Source organism: Phreatobacter aquaticus (assembly GCF_005160265.1).
Classification (GTDB): Bacteria; Pseudomonadota; Alphaproteobacteria; order Rhizobiales; family Phreatobacteraceae; genus Phreatobacter; species Phreatobacter aquaticus.
Window position 1 is genome coordinate 4,450,728 of the sequence record NZ_CP039865.1, and the last position, 23,426, is coordinate 4,474,153.

The following is a 23,426-nucleotide window of genomic DNA, read 5'->3' on the forward strand; positions in this document are numbered from 1 at the left end:
CGGTGACGAAACGCGCGAGAGACGCTAGGCTCGCGCCCCATGTTCATCACCTTCTTCCACGATCTGAAAAAGGCCGGCGTGCCCGTCACCGTCAGGGAATACCTGACCTTGATGGAGGCCCTCGACGCCGACTTCATCGAGCGCAACCCGACCGACTTCTACTATCTGTCGCGCGCCACCCTGGTGAAGGACGAGCGCAATATCGACAAGTTCGACAAGGTGTTCGGCGCGACCTTCAAGGGCTTCGAGACGCTGGCCCAGGGGATCGAGGCCGAGATTCCGGCCGAATGGCTGAAGAAGCTCACCGAGAAATTCCTCTCCGAGGAGGAGAAGGCCCAGATCGAGGCGCTCGGCGGCTGGGACAAGCTGATGGAGACGCTGAAAGAGCGTCTCGCCGAGCAGAAAGGCCGCCACCAGGGCGGCAACAAATGGATCGGTACCGGCGGCACCTCGCCCTTCGGCGCCTATGGCTACAATCCCGAAGGCGTGCGCATTGGCCAGGACGGCAACCGCAATTTCCGCGCGGTGAAGGTCTGGGACAAGCGCGAGTTCAAGGACTACGACGACACCGTCGAGCTCGGCACGCGCAACATCAAGGTAGCGCTGCGCCGCTTGCGCAAATTCGCCCGCACCGGCTCACCCGACGAACTCGACCTCGACGGCACGATCCGCGAAACGGCCCGCAACGGCTATCTCGACGTCCAGATGCGGCCCGAGCGGCGCAATGCCATCAAGGTGCTGATCTTCTTCGATGTCGGCGGTTCGATGGACTGGCACATCCAGCTCTGCGAGGAGCTGTTCTCGGCGGCCAAGGCCGAGTTCAAGCACATGGAATATTTCTACTTCCACAACTGCCTCTACGAGAAGGTGTGGAAGAAGAACCAGCGCCGCTTTGACGAGTCGACCCCGACCTGGGACGTGCTGCACAAATATGGCAACGATTACAAGGTGATCTTCGTCGGCGACGCCTCGATGTCGCCTTACGAGATCGCCCAGCCCGGCGGCTCGGTCGAGCATTTCAACGAGGAGGCCGGCGCCGTCTGGCTGAAGCGGGTGGCGGCCACCTACCCCTCGACGATCTGGCTGAACCCGGTGAAGGAAAAGCACTGGGACTACACCCATTCGGTCGGCATGGTCCGCGAGCTGATGGAACACCGCATGTTCCCGCTGACGCTGAGTGGGCTCGACAAGGCGATGAAGGAACTGGTGCGCTAGGGTTTTCCGGCGCGCTCGAGCGCCGCATAGACCATACCCATGGTGACGCTGTAAGTGACGATCATCGCCAGGGACAGCAGCGACGCCGCAGCCCCCGCAGGCGATTGCGCAGCAAAGAACCCCATCCCGATCATGGGGAAGAAGAGCAGGCCCATCGCGATCCAGCCGGTAAGCCCGAACACCAGGCCCTTCGTGGCGCCGCACGTGCCAGGAAGCCATCGATAGGCCTGGCCAAACAGGAAGCCGAGCACGACGGCCCCGTTCAGGAAGGACAGAATCCAGAGCACCGATGGCGGCAGGCCGGTTCCGAATGCGGCCACCAGGGTGGTCTGGACACTGTCATAGGGCTGGAAAGCGGGGAGAATTCCCAACCGCGCCTTGAGGAACATGAGCGCCGAGGGAATGAGACTGCCGCACAGGCTGGCGACCAGCGACGTCCACACTGTTCTCCATGACATCAGGCAGGCCTTGCTGAACAGCCGGAGTCAGGGCGACGCCGGAGCGAGCAAGCTTAGCGGCGCGCGCGTTCGCAGCGTTTGATTTCGATCGGCCGCGACAAGAATGTGCGCCGGCATGGCTTCAATCCAGCTCCGGGAGCGGCTAGACCCCCGGGTATGACCGATCACACCCCAACCGGCGCCTGGCTCGACCACGAGGACCGGCCGTACTTCCGCCATCGCCCCAAGCTGATTGGCCCCGTCATCACCATGACGCTCGACGGCGACCACCTTCTGTGGTCGGACGGCAAGTCGACGCTCACCCTGCCGCTCGCCGACATCCGGCAGGTGCGCCTCACCTTCCGCCCAGCCAACCTGCATACAAGGCGCTATTGCGCGGAAATCACCCCGCGCGCGGGGCGCAAGCTCTGGATGTCGAATGTCTCCTGGCGCGGCATGGTGGAACTCGAGGCCCATGATGGCGCCTATACGGGCTTCCTGCGGCGGCTGATGCCCGCGGTCGCCAAAGCCGCGCCGAAGACGCTGTTCATCGCCGGCGAGCCGCTCTGGCGCTATGGCCTGATCGGCCTCACCACGCTCGGACTGGTCTTCTCGGTGATCTGGCTCGCCATTCCGGCGCTTGCCAACCGCAATTGGGGGCTTATCGGCATTCTGGCGCTGCTTGGTGGCTACGCAATCTGGCAGATGAGCCTCTGGCTCACCAAGAACCGCCCGGGCCTGTTCGACCCGGGCCAGCCACCGAAGGCGCTGCTGCCCTCAGGCGTCACGCCGCCTCAGGCCTGAGAACCATGACCGAGCACTTGGCGTGGCGCACGACATGGGCGGCGTTCGAGCCGATCAGATAGGTCGAGAGGCTCGGCCGGTGCGACGCCATCACGATGAGGTCGCTCTTGGCCTCGACTGCCTCTTCCAGGATCTCGTGATAGGGCCGGCCATAGCGAACCTTGGTGGCGACCGTCCCGGCTGGCAGGCCGAGCGACTGCGCCAGATCCTTGAGCGTGGCCTCCGCGTCCTTCCACTGGGTCTCGCGAAAATCCGCCGGCAGATACTCAGCGGCCATGCCGGGCGTGTCGGGAATGACGGCCAGCAAGGTCAGCTTGCCGCCGCTGGCTTCCACCATGCGCTTGGCATTGGTCAGTGCCGGCGCCTCGGGGCCGCGCTCGGCGGGATCGACGGGACACAGCACGGAACGGAACATGGCGACATCTCCTCGGATGAACGGGGAGATGAATAGGCCAGGCGCCGCGGACTGGCCTTGACGCCCGTCAAATGCGTCAAGACTTGCCCTTCTGCCCCCAGGAGAAGGCATCGCCGACGAGATCGCGCAGATCCGGCTTGGGCGCGCCGATATAGGGCAGCGGCCGGGTGACCGCGATGGCCGTGACACCAAGCCGGGCGGTGAGCAACCCGTTCAGCACCCCCTCCCCGAGCTTCGCCGAAAGCTTGGAGGCAAGACCCGCCCCCAGCAGCTGATCGAGCACCGTATCGCCGGCGGCCATTCCGCCGGTCAGCGCCATATGGGCGAGGATGTGGCGCGTCAGCTTGAACATGCCGAGCGTGCCGGGCCGGCCCCCATAGAGTTGGGCAACGCGCCGGATCAGTTGCACGGTCGTGCCGAACACCACGGCAAGGTCGACGGCGGCGCGCGGGCTGACCGCCGTGATGACCGAGACCCGCCGTGCCGCTTCCGCCACCATTCGCGTTGCCTCGCGGTCCAGCGGCTCGAGCAATTCGCGCTCGACGATGCGCAGGCGCTGACGGCCGTCGATGACCGCGCCATTGAGCGCATCGGCCACATTGGCCCGGCCGCGGGCCGTGCGCGGATTGGCGCCAAGCGCCGCGATCAGCTCGTCGGCGACACGGGCGGCCGCGAGGTCGTCGGATACCGCGATCGCGGCCAGTGCCCGCTCGCGCAGATGGTCGAAGCGGGCAAGCCTGCGGAGCGCGATCAGCTCGCGCACCAGCAGCACGCCGCCCGCCAGCACGAACAGGGCCAGCGCCGCGAGGCCGACCCAGCCGAGCCATTGCGCGCGAGCGTAAAGATCATCGATCAGGCGCGTGACCGCCATGCCGAACGCGAGCGAAACGAGAGCGCCAAGCCCCGTCCAGAACAGCGTGACCCAGCGGCTGGATTTCGGCGCGGGACCGGGCGTCTCCGCGATGACCTCGGCAATATCGGTGCGATCGACCACCGGCGCATCGGTCGGTGCTGCGATCTCGACATCGGTCTGGTCGAGCCGGAAGGCCTGCGGCTTGTTGGATGGGGGGCTCATGCCAGCCGGTCTCCGATCAGGAATTCAACGGCGCGATCGAGCCGGATATGCGGCAAGGCCTGGGCGGGATCGGCCAGCGGCGGCCGGAAGCGGACGAAGCGGTAATCCTCGCCGCGAAACGCGTCCGGTCCGGCAAACAGCACATCCGGATCGACCGGCAGTTCGCCCGGAAAGGCCGCGATATCGGACAGGCCGTCGAAGATCTCGTCGCCCACTCTCTCGCCGGGCAGCGGCGCGCCGACGATACAGGCGAGTGGCCGGCCCTTGCGGGTGACGGTGGTTTCGCGCGTGGCGCGCAGCGAGGCCAGCGCGACTGCATCCACCTTGGCGCCGGCAAACTGCGCCCGTCCGATGGCCCGGTCGGTCAGCCGCTTCAGCAGGGCTTCCAGCCGGTCATGGCTCGTCTGGTGCAGATGGTCGGCCTTGGTGGCGGCGAACAGGATCCGGTCGATGCGCCGGGCAAGGATCGCCGAGAGGATCGAATTGGCGCCGGGGCGGAACGCCGTCAGCACCTCCGAGAGCGCCACCTCGAGATCGGCCAGCGCCGGCGGACCGGCATTGAGGGCTGCCAGCGCATCGACCAGCACGATCTGGCGGTCCAGCGTAGCGAAATGGTTGGCATAGAACGGCATGACCACCAGCCGCTTGTAGCTCTCGAACCGGCGCTCCATCAGGGCGGCGAGGCTGTCGCCGGGCGGCGTGCGGCCGCCGAGATCGAGCGGCGCGAAGGTCAGCGCGGGCGATCCCTCCATCTCGCCGGGCAGCAGGAAGCGGCCGGGCGGCAGGGTGGAGAGCGACACGCGCTCGTCGCGGCAGGCCTTGAGATAGGCGGTAAACCCATCGGACAACCGCCTCGCCGCTGCTTCGTCAGCCAGGCCAAAGGCATCGATCTGGCCAAGATCGGCAAGCCAGGCAGCCGCAAGCCCCGCGCGCGGCGGGCGACGGGCGGCGTCCAGGCTCTCTCGCGACCAGTCGGCATAGGACTTGGCAAGCAGCGGCAGGTCGAGCAGCCATTCGCCGGGATAGTCGACGATATCGAGGGTCAACGTCTTTTCCGAGCCGCGCATCAGGCCGGAATTCGAGGCGAAATCGATCGCAAGCCTGATCTCGCTGATCCGCTTGGTACCCTCGGGCCAGGCGCGATCGGGACCGGTCAGGCTCTGCAGATGGTCCTCATAGGGAAATCGCGGCACGCCGTCATCGGGCTGCGGCACCAGCCGGACACGGGCGATCCGCCCTGACGCCCCCGCTTCGAACACCGGCCAGCGCGACGCCTGCAACAGGCCATGGACCAGCGCCGTGATGAACACCGTCTTGCCCGAGCGCGACAGGCCGGTGACGCCGAGGCGGAGCGTCGGGCTCACCCAGTCGGTGGCATAGGCCGCAAGCGACCGGGCGGCGAGCCGCGTCTCGTTGATGAGACCAGACCAGACCATTCACTCGGCCTCCCGGTCGAGGTCACGCGGCACGACGAAATCGATAAGCCGGCCGGACCCGGAGGCCAGATCCGACCAGTGATCGATGGCGCAATCGATCACCGCGAGACCGCCGGTCGGATATTTCAGGCTCATGCGGCGCCGGCCCGCCTCATGGCCTTCGCTGGCAAGATCCAGCGCGAAGTCTTCGATCCCTGGATTGTGGCCGACCAGCAGCAGCGTCTGCACGCTGTCCGGCATCCGCGCCACCAGATAGTCCAGCACACGCGGCAAGGCTTCATAGATCCAGGGCTCCGGCGTACCCGCGATCAGCTCCGGATGCCCTGCCCGTGCGAGCGCCCAGGTCTCTTCCGTGCGTTTCGCGGTCGAGACGAGCACCCGGTCGGGGATATAGCCACGCGCCACCAGCAGTTCGCCCATCAGGGCAGCGGCGCGCCTGCCGCGCGGATTGAGCGGACGGTCGTGATCGGCAAGCCCGGCCGGCCAGTCCGATTTGGTGTGACGCAGCAGGATCAGGCGACGCATCCGGTTCTCCGCGACTTGGACCTTCATGTGCGCGATCGATGCCTCCCAGACAAGGGCGGCTCAGCGTCGCTCGGAGAGGATGAGATAGAGACCACTCGCCACGATGACGGCCGCGCCGACAAAGACATGCGGCCCCGGCAGCACGGAGAACACCAGCCAGCCCGCGATGACCGACCAGATCAGCTGCACATATTGCACCGGCGCGGTCACCGACGCGGAGGCGAACCGGAACGCCACCATCATGAAATATTGCGAGATCAGCTGGACGACCGAAACCCAGGCAATGATCGCGAGCGTCTTCCAGGCCATCGGCTGGAGGCTCGGAAAGGCCAGCGTGCCGGCGATCAGCGTCACCAACAGGTTGAAATAGAAGACGACGGCGAGATTGCCCTCGGTCTTGGTCAGGTTGCGCATGGCGACCATGGTGGCCGCCCAGGTCGCCGCCGAGACGAGCGCCAGCAGCGCCGCGATCGACACGCCCGCCGGCCCTGGCCGGATGATGATCAGCGCCCCGACAAAGCCGACGACCACGGCGATCCAGCGGTTCGGCGGCACCGCCTCGCGCAGGAACAGGCCCGACAGCGCCACCACGAAGAACGGCGTGACGAACAGGATGGCGGTTGCCACGGGCAGGTCGAGATCCCGCAGCGCCTCGAAATAGCAGAACACCGATATAGCGGAGAGGCAGGCGCGCCCGAGATGGCCGCCGAAACGCCGCGTCGAGATGCGCGCCGTGCCGCGCGCCAGATGCCAGATGACGAAGGGCATGAGGTAGATCAGGCCGATGCCGCTGCGTGTCGCCATGAGCTGCCAGCTGCTGGGCACCTCGGCGACCAGCATCTTGAGCACGACATCATTGGCGGAAACGGCCGTGAAGCAGCAGAACTGGGCGGCTATGGCGGCGAGCGGGCGCTCGGCCGGTTGTGGGGGCATGGCGCTTGTCTCCGCGCGTTGTCCCCCAGTCTATCCGACCTGCCGCCTTAAGGTAGGCGCAGGCGGCCGGGGCATAGCGGCCATGTCTCTGAGATGAACGCCGTTCAGCGATCAGGAAACGCCGAGCTTCTTCTGCAGGCTCGACGAGGAGGTCGTGTACTGAAACGTCACCCGCTTGTCGGGATAGATGTAGCGCTGCGCCTTCTGGGCAAACAGTGCTGCCTCGTGGAAGCCCGACAGGATCAGCTTGAGCTTGCCGGGATAGGAATTGATGTCACCGATGGCGAAGATGCCGGGCGTCGAGGTCTCGAACTTCTCGGTATCGACGGCGATCAGGTTCTCGTGGAGGTTCAGCCCCCAGTCGGCGATCGGCCCGAGCTTCATGGTCAGGCCGAAGAACGGCAGCAGCGTGTTGCAGGAGACCGTGAAAGGCTGGTTGTCGGTGCCCCGGCAGGTGACGCCCGACAGGGTCTTGCCGTCGCCCTCGAGACCGGTCATCTGGCCGAAGGCGAGCGTCATCCGGCCCGAGGCGACCAGCGCCCGCATCTGCTCGACCGAATGGGGGGCTGCCCGGAACTCGTCACGCCGGTGCATCAGGGTCAGCGAGCGGACGATCGGCTGCAGATTGATCGTCCAGTCCAGTGCGGAATCGCCACCGCCGACGATCAGCACGTCGCGGTCGCGGAACGCCTCCATCTTGCGCACCGAATAGAACACCGACGTGCCCTCATAGCTGTCGATCCCCGGAACCGGCGGGCGCTTGGGCTGGAACGAGCCGCCGCCGGCGGCAATCACGATGGTCTTCGCCTCGAAGACCGTTTCGGCATCGGTGGTCACCCGGAACCTGGGCTTCTCTAGCGTGCCCAGGCTCTCGACCACATCCACCTGCTCGCCCAGATGATACTGCGCGCCGAAGGGCTCGATCTGCTTCATCAGATTGTCGACCAGCGCCTGGCCGGTGACGCTCGGAAAGCCGGGAATGTCGTAGATCGGCTTTTCCGGATAGAGCTCGGAACATTGCCCGCCGACCTTCGGCAGGATGTCGACAACATGGGCCTTGATGTCCAGGAGGCCGAGTTCAAACACCGCGAACAGGCCGACGGGCCCCGCGCCGATGATCAGGCAATCGGTCTCGATGACATTGGACATGGACAAGGCTCGGCTGGCGGTGAGACGGGGTCCCCGTCTCTAGCCGGAACAGCGGCGCTCAGGAAGGCCGGCTGCGCAGAGCCGGCGCGCTTGAGACAATCAGCCCTGGCGCTCCGGCGTGGTGACGGACAGGCCATCCATCGCATCGGTGATCTTGATCTGGCAGGACAGCCGCGAATTCGGCCGGACGTCGAAGGCGAAGTCCAGCATGTCCTCTTCCATATGCGAGGGCTCGCCGACGATCCCGGTCCAGCTCTCGTCGACATAGACGTGACAGGTGGCGCAGGCGCAGGCGCCGCCGCATTCGGCGACAATGCCGGGAATGCCGTTCTTGACCGCTGCTTCCATCACGGTCGCGCCGGTATCGCCGGCAACCGACCGCTTCTCCCCGGTATGGTCGATGAAGGTGATCTGCGGCATGTCGGCTCTGCCCCCAAGACTGGCTATTCGCTGGAAAGGATAGCGGTTGGCTGAAATAGGCGAACCGCCGCTGTCGAGGCGGTGGTTCCCGTGACTTGACCATCCGGCACATAGCGAAACTGAGGCCTCCGCGCCAGATGCTGCGGCGCGGTGCGGCCTTGCTCGTTCAGCAAACCGGCTGCGCCGGCTCAGGCAGCCTTGGCGATATCGGCAATGAACGCGTTGGCAGAAGCAACCGCCGCCTCGAGCCGTGCAAGCTTGCGCCAGGCTTCGCTCGACAGGTGGTCGACCTGCGCGCATTCCACCGCCTCGGCCGCTTCCGCGACACCGAAGGCGCCGATGCCGAGCGCCGAACCCTTCAGCGTGTGGGCCGCTTCCGCCCAGGTCTTGGCCGTGGTGGCGTGGCGCAGCCGCTCGACCATCACAGCCGATTGCCGCTCGAACAGCGCGAGCACTTCGCGCTCCAGGTCCCGGTCGCCCAGCGTCTGCCGGGCAAGATGGACCAGATCAACTGCGCGGCTGCCGCCGCCCGGAAAATCATCACTCATGATACGCGCCATTTGTTTTACGTCCCTGTTGTCCCCGGAGGAATTTGTCCCCTTCTCTCCGTTGGCCAAACATTGCGACGCGATGGGGCAAGGGCAGGTTAAAGGCGCGGCGAAACTGCGGTTTCCCTTCAATTGCAGTTGATATCCGGTGAATCCATCAATCCGATGTCACGGTGGCGGACAGGCCAGACGGCGCGCGCGCAGCCGGGGTCTGGATCACCGAAACCTTGGGCTGGCCGATTCGGGCGCGCGCCGAAGACAAGGGGCTCTTGCACGGGTCGCGGGCCGACGGGCTGGTCTGCATCTGGGTCGGGACAATCGGACCTGACCCGGTTTCGACGGACCGAACGCGAGCCATTGGGCTGCGTGACCCGTCGCGCCGCCTCGATTGCCATGGTTGCCAACCCGTTAACGATGTTTGGTGAACAAGCGGCCGGACAGGTTTCAATCGGAGAGTGTCACCGGTAGATTAACGACGCGGCGGACTGCGATCCCGTCATTCGTGTTTGTGCGTCCAAGAGGCACTTGGGGCGCGCGCCAGCACGGACGATGGAAACCTGTCTGCGATGTGTACCGAGGACGCGGGCGAATGGCGAACACTCCGAAGAAGGCTCAGGATCCGGCTGAAGCGGCTCTTGCCGCCATCCAGGATGCTCTGAATCTGGCCAACGAGGAGGCGAAGGTGTCGCCGCCATCGAAGCCCGCGGGACGCGATGGCAAGGCCGCCGACTTCCGGGTCGACGAGGACCTGTTCGCCGACACGCGCCGGTCGGACAATGTGGTCTCCCCGAGCCAGCCCGCCGCCAATGACGATCGCCGCGACATTGCCGAGCTGCTCGAGCGCCTGTCCCGCCGCGCGCCCGCAACCCCGATCTGGATCGCCCTCATCCTGTCGGTTGCCTGGCTCGGCCTCGGCCTGTTCCTCGGATCGCGCCTGTTCGCCGGCGCGACCATCGACCTGATGGCACCGACCACCCTCACCTTCCTCGCGGCGCTCGCGCTGCCCGTCGTGTTCTTCTTCGTCATGGGCGCCCTGATCCGCCGCACTCAGGACATGCGCATTGTCGCGCGTGGCATGAGCGAAGTGGCGATCCGTCTCGCCGAGCCGGAATCGATCGCGCGCGAATCCGTCGTCTCGGTCGGCCAGGCCATCCGCCGCGAAGTCGCCGCCATGGGCGACGGCGTCGAGCGGGCGCTGGCCCGCGCCGGCGAACTCGAGACGCTGGTCCACAATGAGGTCGCCTCGCTCGAGCGCGCCTATAGCGACAACGAACTGCGCATCCGCACCCTCATCGAGGAACTGGTCACCCAGCGCGAGGCCATCACCTCGAACTCCGAGCGCGTGCGCGGCGCCATCACGGGCGCCCACGAACAGCTGGCGATGCATCTTGCCGAAGCCGGCGAGAACCTCACCCGCCGGATCGACGACAGCGGCATGCGCGTCACCGGCACGCTCGCCGACAAGGCGGAAGCCATCACCATGGCGCTCGGCCATGCCGGCGACACCATGATCGGCCAGCTCCAGGCCCGCGGCAACGACATCGTCGACCGCCTTGCCTCGACCAGCGATGAGGTCACCCGCGCGCTCTCCACCACCGGCGACCGCGTCACCGCCGTGCTGACCGATACCGGCAATATCGTCACCGTCACCATGGCGGAGACCGGCACGACCATGGCGGCACGCCTGGCCGAGACCGGCACCTCGATGACCGAGCATCTGTCGGCCACCAGCAACGAGATCACCCAGGCGATCGCCAGCCGGTCGGAAGAAGTCACCATTCGCCTCCGGGACACCGGCGAGGCGCTGGTGTCGGAGCTGGCAAGCCGCGGCGGCGAGGTCTCCTCGGTGCTCAAGGAAACCGGCGATGCGCTAATCTCCGAGCTGTCGAGCCGCGGCGGTGCCGTGTCCTCGTCCATCCGCGAGACCGGCGACGCGCTGATCTACGAACTCTCGTCGCGTGGCGGCGAGGTCACGTCGGTCCTCAAGGAGACCGGCGATGCGCTCATTTCCGAACTGTCCTCGCGCGGCGGCAATGTCACCTCGGTGCTCAAAGAGACCGGCGATGCGCTGGTCTACGAACTGTCCACCCGCGGTGGCAGCGTCACGTCGATCCTCAAGGAGACCGGCGATGCGCTGGTCTACGAGCTCTCGACCCGTGGCGGCGAGGTCAATTCGCTCTTGAAGACCACGGCCGACACGCTGGTGTCGGAACTGTCGTCGCGCGGCAGCGAAGTGGCCGCGCTCCTCAAGGACACCGGCGACAATGTCGTCAGCGAGCTGTCGACCCGCGGCTACGACGTCAATTCCCGCCTCAAGGAAACCGGCGAAGCGCTGATTTCCGAACTGTCGAGCCGTGGCAGCAATGTCGTCGACAAGCTGGAATCGACCGGCAATCTGGTCGCCGGCACCATTTCCGAGCGTGGCGATGCCCTGGCAAGCCGCCTGGAAGAGACCGGCGAGCGCCTGCACACCACCGTCACCATCCATGGCGACGAACTCGACAAGCGCCTGTCGGTCACCGGCCAGCTCATTGCCGATGCCATCACCCAGCGCACCCAGGAAGCCAAGTCCGCCATCGGCGATGTCGGCATCCAGGTGGTCGAAAGCCTCACCGAGAAGGCCCAGGACGTCCAGCTTGCCCTCTACCGGGCCGGCGAGACCGTCACCTCGGCCATTTCGGAGCGGACCTCGGGCCTGCGCTCGGAGATCGAGCTTGCTGGCACGGAAGTGCTGTCGTCGCTGGCCACCCAGGGCACCGACCTCACCAACCGCCTCGGCATTGTCGGCATCGACGTCACCAATGCGCTGGGCGCCCGTGGCGAGGAGATCAACTCCCGCCTGCAGGAAACCGCAGCCGCGGTCGCCAATGCCATCGGCGAGCAGAGCGACAATGCGGTCACCCGCATCGGCCAGAACATCATCACCCTGGAAGACGCGATCAACCGGCACACGTCCGGCTTCGAGAACCGCGTCGCCAACCACGCCGAGATGCTGGGCGAGACGATTGCCGCCCAGACCGGCCGCCTCGACGACCGCTTCACCTCGGGCATCGAGATGCTCGACCTGACGATCGCCGGCAAGGGCGGCGAACTCGCCGACCGGATCGCCCGCGATACCCGCGAATTCGCCGACCGGGTCGCCTCCCACACGACCGAGATCACGGAAGCCCTCGACGGCCGGATCGCCCGCATCGATCAGGCTCTCGACAGCCGCGCGCAGGCCTTCAACGCGACGCTTGCCAACCGCACGCTCGAACTTGCCAAGGTCATGGGCGAAGGCGGCAAGAACGTCACCGAGGCGCTGGAGAACAAGGCGGCCGAGATCACGACCAATCTCTCCGCCAAGTCGGACGAGATCACGCGGACGCTGAGCGACAAGTCCGAGGAAATCACCCAGAAGCTCGCCAGCCGCTCAGGCAACATCACCGACATTCTCACCGAGAAGTCGGATGAGATTTCGCGCAACCTCACCGAGAAATCGAGCGAGATCGCGAACAATCTGACCGTCCGGTCGGACGAGATCGCCCGTCACCTGTCCGAGGCCTCGGACGGCATCGCGCTGACGCTGTCGACCCGTTCGCACGACATCGTCCAGAGCCTGTCGCTCAAGTCGGACGAGATCACCCGCACGATCTCGGCCAAGAGCGACGACGTCACCCAGATCCTGACCGGCAAGGCCGACCAGATCACCGCGACGCTCGGCAACAAGGCCGACGAGATCAACCGCACGCTCGGCGATCGCGCGCTGGAGGTTGCCGACACGCTCGACAGCCGCGTGGCCCGCTTCGAGGAGGTCGTGGTTGGCCGCCTCGAGGTCGTCTCGCAGACCCTCGACGAGCGCGGCACCAACATTGCCGAGACCCTGTCCGAGAAGGTCGAGGCGGTCTCCAACACGCTGCGCGTCAATGCCGATGCGGTGGAGCGGACCCTGTCGTCCATCTCGAACGACATTTCGCAAGGCCTCTCGACCAAGGTCAACGAGATCAATGTCGTCCTGGGTGCCCGCTCCGCGGAGCTCGCCTCCCTGCTCGACGAGCGTGGCAACAGCCTGCTCACCCGCCTCGGCGAGAACGGCATGTCGATCACGTCCGAGGTCAGCCGCGTCGGCGACGTCGTGGTCCGGGCTCTGGAAAACCGCGGCGCGACGATCGCCGAAGTGTTGGGGCAGAAGGGCGCCGAAATCACCCGCGCCCTGTCGGAAACCGGCATCGACGTCACCCGGACGATCTCCGACACCAGCGAACAGGCGGTCAAGTCGCTCGCCGATTCCTCGACCAGCTTCCGCTCCAACGTGGAGGAAGGCGCGCGCGAATCGATCCTCGCCCTCACCGCCACCAACGAACAGCTGCGGACCGAGGTCGGCTCGGTTCTCGCCCGCCTCGCCGAGAGCAACTCGACGCTGCGCCTGCTGGTCAGCCAGGCCGAGACCAATCTCGGCGCGGTCAACGAACAGCTCGGCACCCGCATGACCGAGTTCCGCTCCTCGGTTGACGCGGCCTCGACCGCCACCGAGACATCGACCCGCGTGCTCACCGCGCAGGTCGGCGAATTGTCCAATGTCGCCGGCACCGTGCTGCGCGACGTGTCGTCGCTTGCCGAGCGGCTGGACGGTCAAACCTCCATGCTGACCACGGCCGCCGATCAGGTGGACGAGGTCCAGACCCGGTTCGCCGCCTCGCTCGACGAGCGCCGGCAGGCGCTCGACCACCTCATCGCGACCATGTCGGGCAAGACCGAGGACATGGACAATCTCGTCCGCTCGTTCTCGGCCCTGCTCGACGACAATCTCGGCTCCGCCGAGAACCGGGCCCGCGAGATCGGTCGCGTCCTGGTGGAATCGACCTCGCAGACCACCGCAACCATCGCCGAACAGGCCGAGCACCTGCGGCTTGCCACCGGCAAGGAGCGCGAGCGCACCACCCACGCCATGCGCTCGGCCTATGAGCAGGCGTTCAACGACATGAACGCGCTGTTCCGCGATGCCGCCGAGCGTTTCGTCACCCTCACCGAAGGCCTGAAGGGCATGTCGGCCGAGATCCAGCGCGAACTGACCCAGACGCGCGGCGAGCTGTCGCGCGGCCTGGTCGAGCTGCCCCGCGAAACGCAGGAAAACGCCGCCGCCATGCGCCGCGTCGTCGCCGACCAGATCAAGGCGCTGGCCGAACTGAACGACATCGTCGCCAAGTCCGGCAGGGCCTTCGACGTGGTCGATCCGGCCCCGGTCGCGCCCCGCCGTGCTGCGCGCGAGGAGGCCCCCCTCCCCGTCCGCGCGCCCGTCGCCGACTTGCCGCGGGCCGAGGCTCCGCCGCGCGTCGTCGATGCGCCGCCGGCTCCGGTGCGCACCCGCGCGCCCGATCCGGTCGTCCGCCGCGAGCCCGCGCCCCGCGCCGAGTCGCCGCGCACCACCGACCGCACCGGCTGGCTGTCGGACCTGCTCGCCCGCGCCTCCACCGAGGACAGCGCCGATGAGCCGCTGCGCCCGACGCCGCCGCGCCGCACGCCGGCACCGGCCGCCCTCGACAATCTCGACGCCCTGTCCTCGGACATTGCCCGGATGGTCGATCACGACGCGGTCGTCGACCTGTGGGACCGCTGGCGCCGTGGCGAGCGCAACGTCTTCTCGCGCCGCCTCTACACGACCCAGGGCCAGCAGACCTTCGACGAACTGCGTCGCCGCTACCGCCGCGACACGGAGTTCCGCGACACGGTCGACCGCTATATCGACGAGTTCCAGCGCCTGCTGGGCGATGTCGACCGCAACGACCGCGACGGCTCGCTCGCCCGCACCTACCTGACCTCCGAGACCGGCAAGGTGTTCACCCTGCTGGCCCATGCCAGCGGGCGCTTCGACTGAAGCGGGCTGCCAGACATTCCGACATGATCAGGGCGCCCTCGGGCGCCCTTTTCGTTGGCAGGGGTGACGTGTCCGGCGAGCGAGGCTCTCAGACGAATGTCCGCCCATCCCCACCATCGCGTTGACCGATCCGACAGGCCCGACGTCATCCCCGGCGAGCGAAGCGAGGGAAGGGGATCCAGGGGCCACGAGGTCGGTGCTATCGACATCTGCGCCCGTTGGGCCCGGGCTCACGACTCCTGGCCCCCCTTCCCTCGCCCTTCGGGCTCGCCGGGGGTGACGTCGTGAGATCAAGGCAAGGTAGAGCCTAGCGACAATCGGCCAGGACTTCAGATCTGGCCGGCGGTCCACACCACGATGTCGCGCAACGCCTGCTGGGCGGCCTCGTTGAAGGCGGCGGAAACGGCCGGCGCGGTCGTGCCGCTGGCATTGGCGCGGGCCCGGAACACCTGGCCGGCGAGAATACGGCCCGTGCGCTCGTTGACGATCCGCACAGCCATGTCGATCACCACCTCGGTCGAGCCGCCGGTGACCACTTCGAACGAGCGGATGTCGGAGATCAGCTGATAGTCGCCGGTGAGCCGGTCGCCGGGACGGCCGACAGAGCGCAGCCGGTTGGCATTCTCGAAGGCCTGGATCATCCGGGCCTGCAAGAGCTTGGGCAGCCGGTCGGCCCAGGCGCCATCGGTCAGATAGGAGAATGCGCCGGCGGGGTTCCTGACGGCGATCCGTTCGGTGTCGAGGCTGGCAATTGCCTTGGGCTCGACCACCAGCAACTGGCCGCGCTGGCCGCCGCCACGGGCGAAAGACTGGGGCGCGGTGAGGTCATAGGCCTGCGGAGCGCCAGAAGAGACGCAGCCAGCCAAAGCGAACGCGACGGCGGCCACCGCCCCGATCCGACCCATGAAACCACGCTGGCTCAAACCCAACCCCACACTTTCCCCTGCCGAGCAGGGTCACATCCGGACGTCAACGCCGGAATTCCGGCACCCCTGAACCACCGAAGATGAAACGCTGCGGATTGCGCTCCAGAGAACGCAAGGTCCGCTCCAGTTCCGTCAGGGTACGGCGCCCATCAGTCGACAACGCTTGGATATCGCGAATGGTTCGATCCGTGAAGCCGGATATCGATGTCGTCAACTGCGAGGTGCGGGTATCGAGCCGCTCGGCGAGCGTACGCACCGCCTTCGCGGTGGCGGTGAATTCGGCCATCATGCCGCCGGCTCCGCCATCGCCCTGGAAGCTTTTCAGCGTCTGATCCAGCCGATCGGCCATGCCGTTGAGCTTGGCGACCAGTTCACTGGCATTGCGCGCGATCTGGTCGACGCTGCCGGAATTGTCGCCGAGTGCCTGAGCGAACCGGTCAATATTCGACATGGCGCGCTGGATCCGGTCGGTATCGAGCGCCGCCATCACGCGGTCGGCCCCGCCGAGTGTCCGGGTAATCGACTGGGTGGCGCCGCGCGCATCGCGGATCAGTTCGGCAAAGCTGTCACCCTGCGAGGCAAGGCTCTTGGTCAGATCGTCGACATTGCGGATGATCGAGGCAACGCGCCCCCGCTCGGCGCCCTCCATCAACTGCTCGACCTGAGTTGCGACGCGATCAAGCCGCTGCGCCAGCGCGCTGATCTGCTTGGCGGCCTCGCCGGTATCCTTCAGGAACGTGCCGATGCTGTCGGAATTGTCGGCCAGCGCCTGGGTGAACTTTTCCACATTGCCGAGGCTGCGCTCAACCGAGCCCTGACCGGCAGCAATCGTGTCGTCGAGCCGGCGCACCATCTGGTCGACATTCGACATGATCTGCTTGGCGGCCTGGACAAGGTCCTGAACCGACGAGGGATCGGCTGTGAGTTGGGGAGCCTGCCCCGGCGCCGGCGCTGCCAGTTCGGTGCCGCTGGTATCGCCACCCCGCAGGGCGATCCAGGCATTGCCGGACAAAAGCCCGACCTCGAGACCGACGCGGGTATTGGTGCGGATCGGCGTGTCCGGATTGACCGCGATCATCGCGATCACCTTGCGCGGATCGGCAGGATCGACCCGGATCGAGCGCACCTCGCCGACACGGATACCATTGAACTGGACGCTCGCGCCGGTGCTGAGGCCTGAGACCGGGCCCGAGAACACCACGCTGTAGATCGTCCGGTTGGTGCTGTCGCCGACCCTGAGGAACCACCACAGGAAGACGAAGAACAGCCCCAGGACGCCAAGCGTGAAGGCTCCGATCAGAGTTGTGTTGGCCTTCGTTTCCATTCCGTCCGGACGCCTCGTGCTCAGCCGATGCCAGCGGAGCGCGCCCGCTCGCCGCCGAAATATTGCTTCAGCCATGGATGCTGCTGACGAAGCATGTCAGCCATCGTACCCGTGGCGATGACCTTGCCGTCTGCGAGCGCCGCGATGCGATCGCAGATTCGCGCCAGGCTATCGAGGTCGTGTGTCACCATATACACGGTCAGCCCCAATGTGTCGCGAAGCGTCCGGATCAGCGTGTCGAACTCGCCGGCGCCGATCGGGTCGAGACCCGAGGTCGGCTCGTCGAGGAACACGATGTCCGGATCGAGCGCGAGTGCCCGCGCAAGCGCCGCCCGCTTGATCATTCCACCCGACAATTCCGACGGATATTTGTCCGCCGCATCGGGCCTGAGGCCGACCAGCGCGATCTTCAGCCGGGCGATCTCGTCCATCAGCGGCTCGGAGAGCTTCAGATATTCCCGAAGCGGCACCTGGATGTTCTGCTTCACCGTCAGCGACGAGAACAGCGCACCGTGCTGGAACAGCACGCCCCAGCGCCGCTCCAAGTCCTTGTGCCGCCCACCGGTCGCCTCATCGATGTCCTGCCCGAAGACCTCGATCTTGCCGGCCCGCTTGGGGATCAGCCCGATGATGCAGCGCGTCAGCACTGACTTGCCGGTGCCGGAGCCGCCCACCACACCCAGCACCTCGCCCCGGAAGACGTCGAGGTCGAGCCCATTGATGATCGTCTTGTCGCCGAAGCCGATCGTGACGCCACGGACCTTGATGATGACGTCCTCGGCCATTTCTACTGCCCGATGGCCGCGTAGAAGATGGCGAAGAGCCCGTCGACGACGATCACCAGGAAGATCGCCTTGACCACCGAGGCTGTCGTCTGGGCACCCAGGCTCTCGGCGGATCCCTTGACCCGCAGGCCCTCGACGCAGGCGACAAGCCCGATGATCAGCGCCATGAAGGGCGCCTTGGCCAGTCCGATCCAGATATGTCGCGTGCTGACCTCGTCCTGGAAGCGCTGTAGGAAGCTCTCGATCGACAGGCCGCCATAGACCTGCGCCACCACCGCGCCGCCGGCCAGCGCCGAGAGATCGCCAATGATGGTCAGAAGCGGCAGGCCGATCATCAAGGCGATCAGCCGCGGCAGCACCAGCACCTCGATGGGATTGAGCCCCATCACCTGCAGGGCGTCGATCTCCTCGCGCATCTTCATCGAGCCGATCTCGGCGGTGAAGGCAGAGCCGGTTCGCCCTGCCACCATGATGGAGACGATCAGCACGCCGATCTCGCGGAGCGTCAGCACCGAGACAAGATCGACGACATAGGTGTCGGCGCCGAACTTGCGGAAGAAGAAGAAGCCCTGCTGGCAGATGATGGCGCCGATCAGGAACGTGATCAGCGCGATGATCGGCGTGGCGCGGAAGGCCATGCGATCGAGCTGGGTGATCACGGCGGCAAACCGGAACGGCGAGGACAGGGTGACGACCTTGCCGAGGGCCACGACCACCTTCCCCAGCACATCGAGCAGCGCCTTGAGGTCGTCGATCGCCGAAATCGTCTCGGTTCCCACCTTCTCAAGCGCCATCCGGAGCACGGGGACGCGTGGCGGGACCGGCTCAAGCGGCGCCGACAGGCCAGTCACCACCTCGCCATAGATGACGGCGGCGGCTTCGCTCAGCCCGGTCCGCTCAACCGACACGCCCTTGTCGGCGAAGGCCTTCTCGATGCCATAGGCCAGCGTGCCGCCGAGCGTATCGAGGCGCGTGACGTCTGAGAAATCCATCAGAACGGCTTGCGGCGTGCCGGACTCGGCCTTGAGCTTGGTCGTGCCAGCTTCCGCCGCGGAGGCAGTATCCGCCGTCCATGCACCGCCCAGCGCCACGACGAGGCGCCCCGCATCGATACGGCTCGTCAGCGTTGCAGCGGGGGCAAGGGCTTCTGTGGTCACGGCTCGATTTTCGATTGTGTCGCATGCGTGTGCAAGCTTGGCACGCGCGCCTCTCCTCTCCATAAAGGAGGGGCCGGGCGCCGTCGAGGTCGCCCACTCTTTTCGCATTGACCGGAATCGCGTCCATGGACATCGCCAAGCCCTATCTCCTGTTCCTGGGAGACGTTCACGACCAGCTCGCCGCCAAGACCGCCCAGGGCATCGTCGACTGGCGCCGCGACTGGTGCGTCGGCCAGCTGCGCCTTGAAGGCTGCAAGGCTGATACGGGCCTGAAGGACACCAGCATTGCCGAGGGCGTGAAGGCCGGTGCGAAGACCCTGGTCGTCGGCGTGGTCAATGCCGGCGGCGTGCTGCCGCCCCACTGGATCGATTCCATCGTCGAGGCGATCGAGGCCGGCATGGACATCGCAACCGGCCTGCACGCCAAGCTCTCGGATATCCCCAAGATCGCCGCCGCTGCCAAGAAGCACGGCGCCAAGCTGTTTGATGTGCGCCATCCGACCCAGACCTTCCCGACCGGCAAGGGCGGTCTCCGCTCCGGCAAGCGCCTGCTGATGGTCGGCACCGACTGCTCGGTCGGCAAGAAGTACACCGCGCTCGCCATGGAAAAGGGCATGCGGGACCGTGGCTTCGATGCGGATTTCCGCGCCACCGGCCAGACCGGCATCTTCATTTCGGGCCGGGGCGTGGCGGTCGACGCTGTCGTCGCCGATTTCATCTCCGGCGCCGCCGAATGGCTCACCCCCGATGCCGACCCGCTGCACTGGGACGTGGTCGAGGGCCAGGGTTCGCTGTTCCACCCCTCCTTCGCGGGCGTGACGCTTGGCCTGCTGCATGGCGCCCAGCCCGATGCCTTCATCGTCTGCCACGAGCCGACGAGGCGCACCATGCGCGGCGTCCACACGCCGATCCCCTCGATCGACGACGTGATCGAGATGACGACGGCGCTCGGCCGCCTGACCAATCCGGCCATCACCTGCGTCGGCCTGTCGGTCAATACCGAACACCTCTCGGAAGACGCTGCCTTCTCCTGCCTCGATCGCCTGTCGCGCGAATATGAGCTGCCGGCCTCCGATCCCGTCCGGTTCGGCGTCGAACCGCTGGTCGATGCCATTGCCGAGCTCTATGGCGAGCCCGAACCGAAGCCGAAGACCCGCTCCACCGCGCGCCGGGCCCGCTGACATGCCGTCCCGTGATCTGACGGTGCGCACCGAACGCTGGCCGATCGCCGGCACTTTCACCATCTCGCGCGGTTCTCGCACCGAGGCGGTGGTGGTGGTCTGCGAGATCCGCCAGGGTTCGGCGGTCGGGCGCGGCGAATGCGTGCCCTATCCCCGCTATGGCGAGACGGTCGACGGCGTCGCCGCCGATATCGAGGCGATGATCGATCAGGTCGACAATGGCCTTGATCGCCAGGGCCTGCTCGCCGCGATGAAGCCGGGTGCTGCCCGCAACGCGGTCGATTGCGCGCTGTGGGACCTGGAATCGAAGCTCGCCGGCAAGCGGGCCTGGGAACTGGCCGGCATCGTGTCGCCGAAGCCGCTCACGACGGTCTACACGATCTCGCTCGGCGCGCCCGACGAGATGGCGAGCAATGCCAAGAGCTGTGGCCGGCCGCATCTCAAGATCAAGCTCGGCGGCGAGGGCGATGCCGATCGCCTGGCGGCCATCCGCGCCGCGGTTCCTGACGCCACCCTGGTGATCGATGCCAACGAGGCCTGGACGACCGCCAATCTCGAGGCGAATCTCGCGGTCTGCGAGCGCTTCGGCATTGCCATGGTGGAGCAGCCCCTGCCGGCCGCCGAGGACGGCGCGCTGAAAGGGATCCGCCGCCCCTTGCCGATCTGCGCCGACGAAAGCGTCCACGACCGCGGCTCGCTGGAGCATCTGGTGGGCAAGTACGATGCGATCAACATCAAGCTCGACAAGACCGGCGGCCTGACGGAAGCCTTCCTGCTGGCGGATGCCGCCCAGAAGCTCGGATTCAAGATCATGACCGGCTGCATGGTCGGCACGTCGCTGTCGATGGCGCCGGCGACCCTGATCGCGCAGCGCGCCTTCCTGGTCGATCTCGACGGGCCGCTTTTGCTCCGCGAGGACCGGCCCGAGGGCCTGCGCTACGACGGCTCGACCGTCTATCCGCCGACCTCGTCCCTCTGGGGCTGAGGCTGGATCGGCAGAGACCGCGCATAGGTCGTCACCAGCACGCCCGCGATCGTCAATCCCGCCATGGCGAGATAGGCTGTCGCGCCGACGCGGGCATAGAGATAGCCGGCGATCAGGGTTGCGACCGCCGTCGTCGATCCCGCTGCGACCGACACCGTGCCCTGCCCGCTCGCCCGCGCATGGGGCGGAAGACGGGCGGCGAGATAGGCCATCGTGCCGAGATGCACCAGGCCGAAGCCGAAGGCATGGAGGAGCTGCATCGGGAAGAGGACGGCGAGCGGCAGGTCGAAGGCCATCAGCAGCCAGCGCAGGCTGCCAGCCGCGCCCCCGATCAGCAGGTAGCTGGTCGGCCGCCAGTTCGCGGTGTAGCGCCCGGCGATCCAGAACACGGCAATCTCCGACAGGACTGCGATGGCCCACAGCAGCCCGACTGTTGCGCCGGAATAGCCGAGGCTGCCCCAGTGGATCGAGGCGAAGCCGTAATAGACGGCGTGGCTTGACTGCAGGAAGGCGGCGGCCGCCGTCACCAGCACGAAGCGGGCGTTGAAATAGCTGGGATCCTCGCTGCTGCGCGGCGTCTCCCGGCGGTCCGGCACCAGCATGGCGGAGGCGATCACCAGCGGCACGAAACTCGCGAGGATCATCCAGACAATATGGGTCGGCGCGATGAAGATCAGCAGCACGCCACCGGCCACGTTGGTTGCCATGAAAGCGACCGAGCCCCAGACCCGGATCCGCCCGTAATCGAGGCCACGGCGGGCCACACCTGCCAGGCCATAGGCGTCCGACAAGGGCACCATCGGGCTCCAGACGAAGCCGGTGATGACAACCCCGATCAGGATCATCGCGAAGCCCTCGGCAATGCCGACCCCGACAAAGGCCACCATGGTCGCGCTCGCGCACATGACGATCGCTGTGGACAGCACCCCTCCCCTGTCGGCGAGAAAGGTCACCGCCGGGGTCGCGACCAGGCGAATCAGCAACCCGCCGGCGAGAACGATGCCGATCTGGCCGTCATCCAGGCCCTTGGCCTTCAGCCAGATCGGGAAAAAGGGCTGGTGCAGGCCGAATCCAACGAACAGCGCGGCATAAAACAGCGCCAGACGCCGCGCGAACGTCTTCGAATCGTTGGATTTTGCAAGCGCCGGGGAAAGCATTAAGATTTTCTGAGGATTCGCATGCGAGCTTTCTTTCATATCATTCCGGTCCGCCTTCGCGAGAGCATTCAGCGACATGTCTGACAAGTCCACGCCCGCACCGGTTGCGCCGGATGATTTTGACTCCATCGAGGGTGCAGTGATGGAGACAGCGCGCGGGCGCTGGTTCCTCGCGGAATATGCCCGGCGCCACCGCGCCGCCGACACGATCACGGTTCTCGCCGCGATGGACCGGCTCGAAAAGGCCATGGGCGCCAGCCGCACCGCGCCGCAACTCGACCGCGTCCGGATGGACCTCCGGGAAATGGCGCAGGCCATCTCGCGCACCAAATCGGAGATCGCCTCGATCAAGCCCGAGGGCGAGGAGGGCCGCTTCGAGGAAGCATCCGTCGAGCTCGACGCCATCGTTCAGGCGACCGAGACCGCCACCGGCGACATTCTCAGCGCTGCCGAGACCATCCAGGAGATCGCCTGGACGCTGCGCGAGATGGGCGCCGAGAACGAGGTCTGCGACCTCATCGACACCAAGGCGACCGACATCTATTCGGCCTGCTCGTTCCAGGACATCACGGGACAGCGCACCCGCAAGGTGATCGGCGTCCTGCGCTTTCTCGAGGAGCGCATCGACTCAATGATGGCGATCTGGGGCGAAGGCGGGCTGGAATCGGCGCCGCCGCCGCCGGTCAAGGCCAGCGAGCCCTCGCTGCTCAACGGTCCGGCCCGTCCGGGCGAAGGGCTCGAACAGGGCGATGTCGACCTGATGCTCGACGACGACCTGTTCGGCAAGAACCGCGTGCCCGAACTGCCGGACACCACGCCTGCCGAAGCCATCTCAGCCGACCTCGACGCCGATCCGGCAGCCGACCTGCTCGCCTACGATGGGCTTGATCACGAAGCCTTGGCCGCCGATGCGCTGGCTGCGGCCGCCAGCGCCCGCGCAACGGCTGCAGCGGCGCTCAGCGTCGATGACCGGCCGCTCAGCCCCTCGCCCCGCCCGGCGCGCCCGGATGTCGTGGCGCCGCCGACCCTGCCGAGCATCGAGGATATCGAGAAGCTCAGCTTCGTCGAGAAGGTCGCGCTGACCAGCTGAGGCGGCTCGC

General features: G+C 66.6%; 20 protein-coding genes. 6 read left to right on the forward strand and 14 right to left on the reverse strand.

Annotated features, from left to right (window positions below; genetic code table 11):
* Positions 1-39 precede the first annotated feature (39 nt).
* The gene (locus E8L99_RS21220; RefSeq protein ID WP_137101426.1) at positions 40-1,215 is read left to right on the forward strand and encodes a vWA domain-containing protein; all 1,176 of its coding nucleotides are present in this window, start codon (positions 40-42) and stop codon (positions 1,213-1,215) included.
* On the opposite strand, the gene E8L99_RS21225 is transcribed toward E8L99_RS21220, so the two are convergent.
* The gene (locus E8L99_RS21225; RefSeq protein WP_252511178.1) at positions 1,212-1,658 is read right to left on the reverse strand and encodes a DUF6789 family protein; all 447 of its coding nucleotides are present in this window, start codon (positions 1,656-1,658) and stop codon (positions 1,212-1,214) included. The genes E8L99_RS21220 and E8L99_RS21225 overlap by 4 nt on opposite strands.
* Positions 1,659-1,829: 171 nt before the next feature.
* Here E8L99_RS21225 and E8L99_RS21230 point away from each other — a divergent pair, with 171 nt between their 5' ends.
* On the forward strand, positions 1,830-2,456 hold the full coding sequence (locus E8L99_RS21230; RefSeq protein WP_137101427.1) for a hypothetical protein: 627 nt from the start codon (positions 1,830-1,832) through the stop codon (positions 2,454-2,456).
* On the opposite strand, the gene E8L99_RS21235 is transcribed toward E8L99_RS21230, so the two are convergent.
* The 8 genes from E8L99_RS21235 to E8L99_RS21270 all read right to left on the reverse strand — a co-directional run bounded on the left by E8L99_RS21235 (position 2,437) and on the right by E8L99_RS21270 (position 8,957).
* Entirely contained in the window at positions 2,437-2,871 is a 435-nt protein-coding gene (locus tag E8L99_RS21235; RefSeq protein ID WP_137101428.1) for a universal stress protein, read from the reverse strand. The genes E8L99_RS21230 and E8L99_RS21235 overlap by 20 nt on opposite strands.
* A gap of 76 nt (positions 2,872-2,947) precedes the next feature.
* Positions 2,948-3,946, reverse strand: coding sequence for a YcjF family protein (locus E8L99_RS21240; protein WP_137101429.1), 999 nt, complete (start codon positions 3,944-3,946; stop codon positions 2,948-2,950).
* A complete protein-coding gene (locus E8L99_RS21245) occupies positions 3,943-5,382 on the reverse strand; it encodes a YcjX family GTP-binding protein (protein ID WP_137101430.1) in 1,440 nt (479 codons plus the stop codon). The genes E8L99_RS21240 and E8L99_RS21245 overlap by 4 nt, the downstream gene beginning before the upstream one ends.
* Complete coding sequence (locus tag E8L99_RS21250) at positions 5,383-5,934, reverse strand: SixA phosphatase family protein (RefSeq protein WP_252511179.1); 552 nt, start codon at positions 5,932-5,934, stop codon at positions 5,383-5,385.
* A 33-nt stretch (positions 5,935-5,967) separates the two neighbouring features.
* Positions 5,968-6,840, reverse strand: coding sequence for a DMT family transporter (locus E8L99_RS21255; RefSeq protein WP_137101431.1), 873 nt, complete (start codon positions 6,838-6,840; stop codon positions 5,968-5,970).
* 111 nt (positions 6,841-6,951) lie between these two features.
* The gene (locus tag E8L99_RS21260) at positions 6,952-7,989 is read right to left on the reverse strand and encodes an NAD(P)/FAD-dependent oxidoreductase (protein ID WP_137101432.1); all 1,038 of its coding nucleotides are present in this window, start codon (positions 7,987-7,989) and stop codon (positions 6,952-6,954) included.
* A gap of 99 nt (positions 7,990-8,088) precedes the next feature.
* Positions 8,089-8,409 (reverse strand): 2Fe-2S iron-sulfur cluster-binding protein, encoded by a 321-nt coding sequence (locus tag E8L99_RS21265; protein WP_137101433.1) that lies wholly within the window; start codon positions 8,407-8,409, stop codon positions 8,089-8,091.
* A 188-nt stretch (positions 8,410-8,597) separates the two neighbouring features.
* Entirely contained in the window at positions 8,598-8,957 is a 360-nt protein-coding gene (locus E8L99_RS21270; protein ID WP_252511180.1) for an Hpt domain-containing protein, read from the reverse strand.
* 589 nt (positions 8,958-9,546) lie between these two features.
* Between E8L99_RS21270 and E8L99_RS21275 the strand changes: the two genes are divergently transcribed.
* On the forward strand, positions 9,547-14,811 hold the full coding sequence (locus tag E8L99_RS21275) for an apolipoprotein A-IV repeat region-like domain-containing protein (protein WP_137101435.1): 5,265 nt from the start codon (positions 9,547-9,549) through the stop codon (positions 14,809-14,811).
* Between the two features lie 329 nt (positions 14,812-15,140).
* Here E8L99_RS21275 and E8L99_RS21280 read toward each other — a convergent pair whose 3' ends face one another.
* The 4 genes from E8L99_RS21280 to E8L99_RS21295 form a co-directional block, all read right to left on the reverse strand.
* A complete protein-coding gene (locus tag E8L99_RS21280; RefSeq protein WP_168201778.1) occupies positions 15,141-15,698 on the reverse strand; it encodes an ABC-type transport auxiliary lipoprotein family protein in 558 nt (185 codons plus the stop codon).
* 82 nt (positions 15,699-15,780) lie between these two features.
* Entirely contained in the window at positions 15,781-17,061 is a 1,281-nt protein-coding gene (locus E8L99_RS21285; RefSeq protein ID WP_168201779.1) for an MlaD family protein, read from the reverse strand.
* Positions 17,062-17,081: 20 nt separating this feature from the next.
* Positions 17,082-17,846 (reverse strand): ABC transporter ATP-binding protein, encoded by a 765-nt coding sequence (locus tag E8L99_RS21290; protein ID WP_137101438.1) that lies wholly within the window; start codon positions 17,844-17,846, stop codon positions 17,082-17,084.
* A 2-nt stretch (positions 17,847-17,848) separates the two neighbouring features.
* Positions 17,849-19,003 carry an MlaE family ABC transporter permease gene (locus E8L99_RS21295; protein WP_252511181.1) on the reverse strand — a complete coding sequence of 385 codons (1,155 nt, stop codon included), beginning with the start codon at positions 19,001-19,003 and terminating at the stop codon, positions 17,849-17,851.
* Between the two features lie 125 nt (positions 19,004-19,128).
* Between E8L99_RS21295 and dgcN the strand changes: the two genes are divergently transcribed.
* On the forward strand, positions 19,129-20,184 hold the full coding sequence (gene dgcN, locus E8L99_RS21300) for an N-acetyltransferase DgcN (protein ID WP_137101439.1): 1,056 nt from the start codon (positions 19,129-19,131) through the stop codon (positions 20,182-20,184).
* A gap of 1 nt (position 20,185) precedes the next feature.
* Entirely contained in the window at positions 20,186-21,169 is a 984-nt protein-coding gene (gene dgcA, locus E8L99_RS21305; protein WP_137101440.1) for an N-acetyl-D-Glu racemase DgcA, read from the forward strand.
* On the opposite strand, the gene E8L99_RS21310 is transcribed toward dgcA, so the two are convergent.
* The gene (locus E8L99_RS21310) at positions 21,139-22,326 is read right to left on the reverse strand and encodes an MFS transporter (protein ID WP_168201780.1); all 1,188 of its coding nucleotides are present in this window, start codon (positions 22,324-22,326) and stop codon (positions 21,139-21,141) included. The genes dgcA and E8L99_RS21310 overlap by 31 nt on opposite strands.
* 76 nt (positions 22,327-22,402) lie before the next feature.
* Here E8L99_RS21310 and E8L99_RS21315 point away from each other — a divergent pair, with 76 nt between their 5' ends.
* Positions 22,403-23,416 carry a protein phosphatase CheZ gene (locus tag E8L99_RS21315; protein ID WP_137101442.1) on the forward strand — a complete coding sequence of 338 codons (1,014 nt, stop codon included), beginning with the start codon at positions 22,403-22,405 and terminating at the stop codon, positions 23,414-23,416.
* Positions 23,417-23,426: the final 10 nt, after the last annotated feature.

Bases quoted from the DNA above. Each gene is read 5' to 3' on its own strand.
- E8L99_RS21250 (WP_252511179.1), bottom strand. From the start codon at position 5,934: ATGAAGGTCCAAGTCGCGGAGAACCGGATGCGTCGCCTGATCCTGCTG.
- E8L99_RS21310 (WP_168201780.1), bottom strand. From the start codon at position 22,326: ATGCTTTCCCCGGCGCTTGCAAAATCCAACGATTCGAAGACGTTCGCG.
- E8L99_RS21255 (WP_137101431.1), bottom strand. From the start codon at position 6,840: ATGCCCCCACAACCGGCCGAGCGCCCGCTCGCCGCCATAGCCGCCCAG.
- E8L99_RS21275 (WP_137101435.1), top strand. From the start codon at position 9,547: ATGGCGAACACTCCGAAGAAGGCTCAGGATCCGGCTGAAGCGGCTCTT.
- E8L99_RS21265 (WP_137101433.1), bottom strand. From the start codon at position 8,409: ATGCCGCAGATCACCTTCATCGACCATACCGGGGAGAAGCGGTCGGTT.
- E8L99_RS21235 (WP_137101428.1), bottom strand. From the start codon at position 2,871: ATGTTCCGTTCCGTGCTGTGTCCCGTCGATCCCGCCGAGCGCGGCCCC.
- E8L99_RS21260 (WP_137101432.1), bottom strand. From the start codon at position 7,989: ATGTCCAATGTCATCGAGACCGATTGCCTGATCATCGGCGCGGGGCCC.
- E8L99_RS21245 (WP_137101430.1), bottom strand. From the start codon at position 5,382: ATGGTCTGGTCTGGTCTCATCAACGAGACGCGGCTCGCCGCCCGGTCG.
- E8L99_RS21240 (WP_137101429.1), bottom strand. From the start codon at position 3,946: ATGAGCCCCCCATCCAACAAGCCGCAGGCCTTCCGGCTCGACCAGACC.
- dgcN (WP_137101439.1), top strand. From the start codon at position 19,129: ATGGACATCGCCAAGCCCTATCTCCTGTTCCTGGGAGACGTTCACGAC.
- dgcA (WP_137101440.1), top strand. From the start codon at position 20,186: ATGCCGTCCCGTGATCTGACGGTGCGCACCGAACGCTGGCCGATCGCC.
- E8L99_RS21230 (WP_137101427.1), top strand. From the start codon at position 1,830: ATGACCGATCACACCCCAACCGGCGCCTGGCTCGACCACGAGGACCGG.
- E8L99_RS21290 (WP_137101438.1), bottom strand. From the start codon at position 17,846: ATGGCCGAGGACGTCATCATCAAGGTCCGTGGCGTCACGATCGGCTTC.
- E8L99_RS21315 (WP_137101442.1), top strand. From the start codon at position 22,403: ATGTCTGACAAGTCCACGCCCGCACCGGTTGCGCCGGATGATTTTGAC.
- E8L99_RS21270 (WP_252511180.1), bottom strand. From the start codon at position 8,957: ATGAGTGATGATTTTCCGGGCGGCGGCAGCCGCGCAGTTGATCTGGTC.
- E8L99_RS21220 (WP_137101426.1), top strand. From the start codon at position 40: ATGTTCATCACCTTCTTCCACGATCTGAAAAAGGCCGGCGTGCCCGTC.
- E8L99_RS21285 (WP_168201779.1), bottom strand. From the start codon at position 17,061: ATGGAAACGAAGGCCAACACAACTCTGATCGGAGCCTTCACGCTTGGC.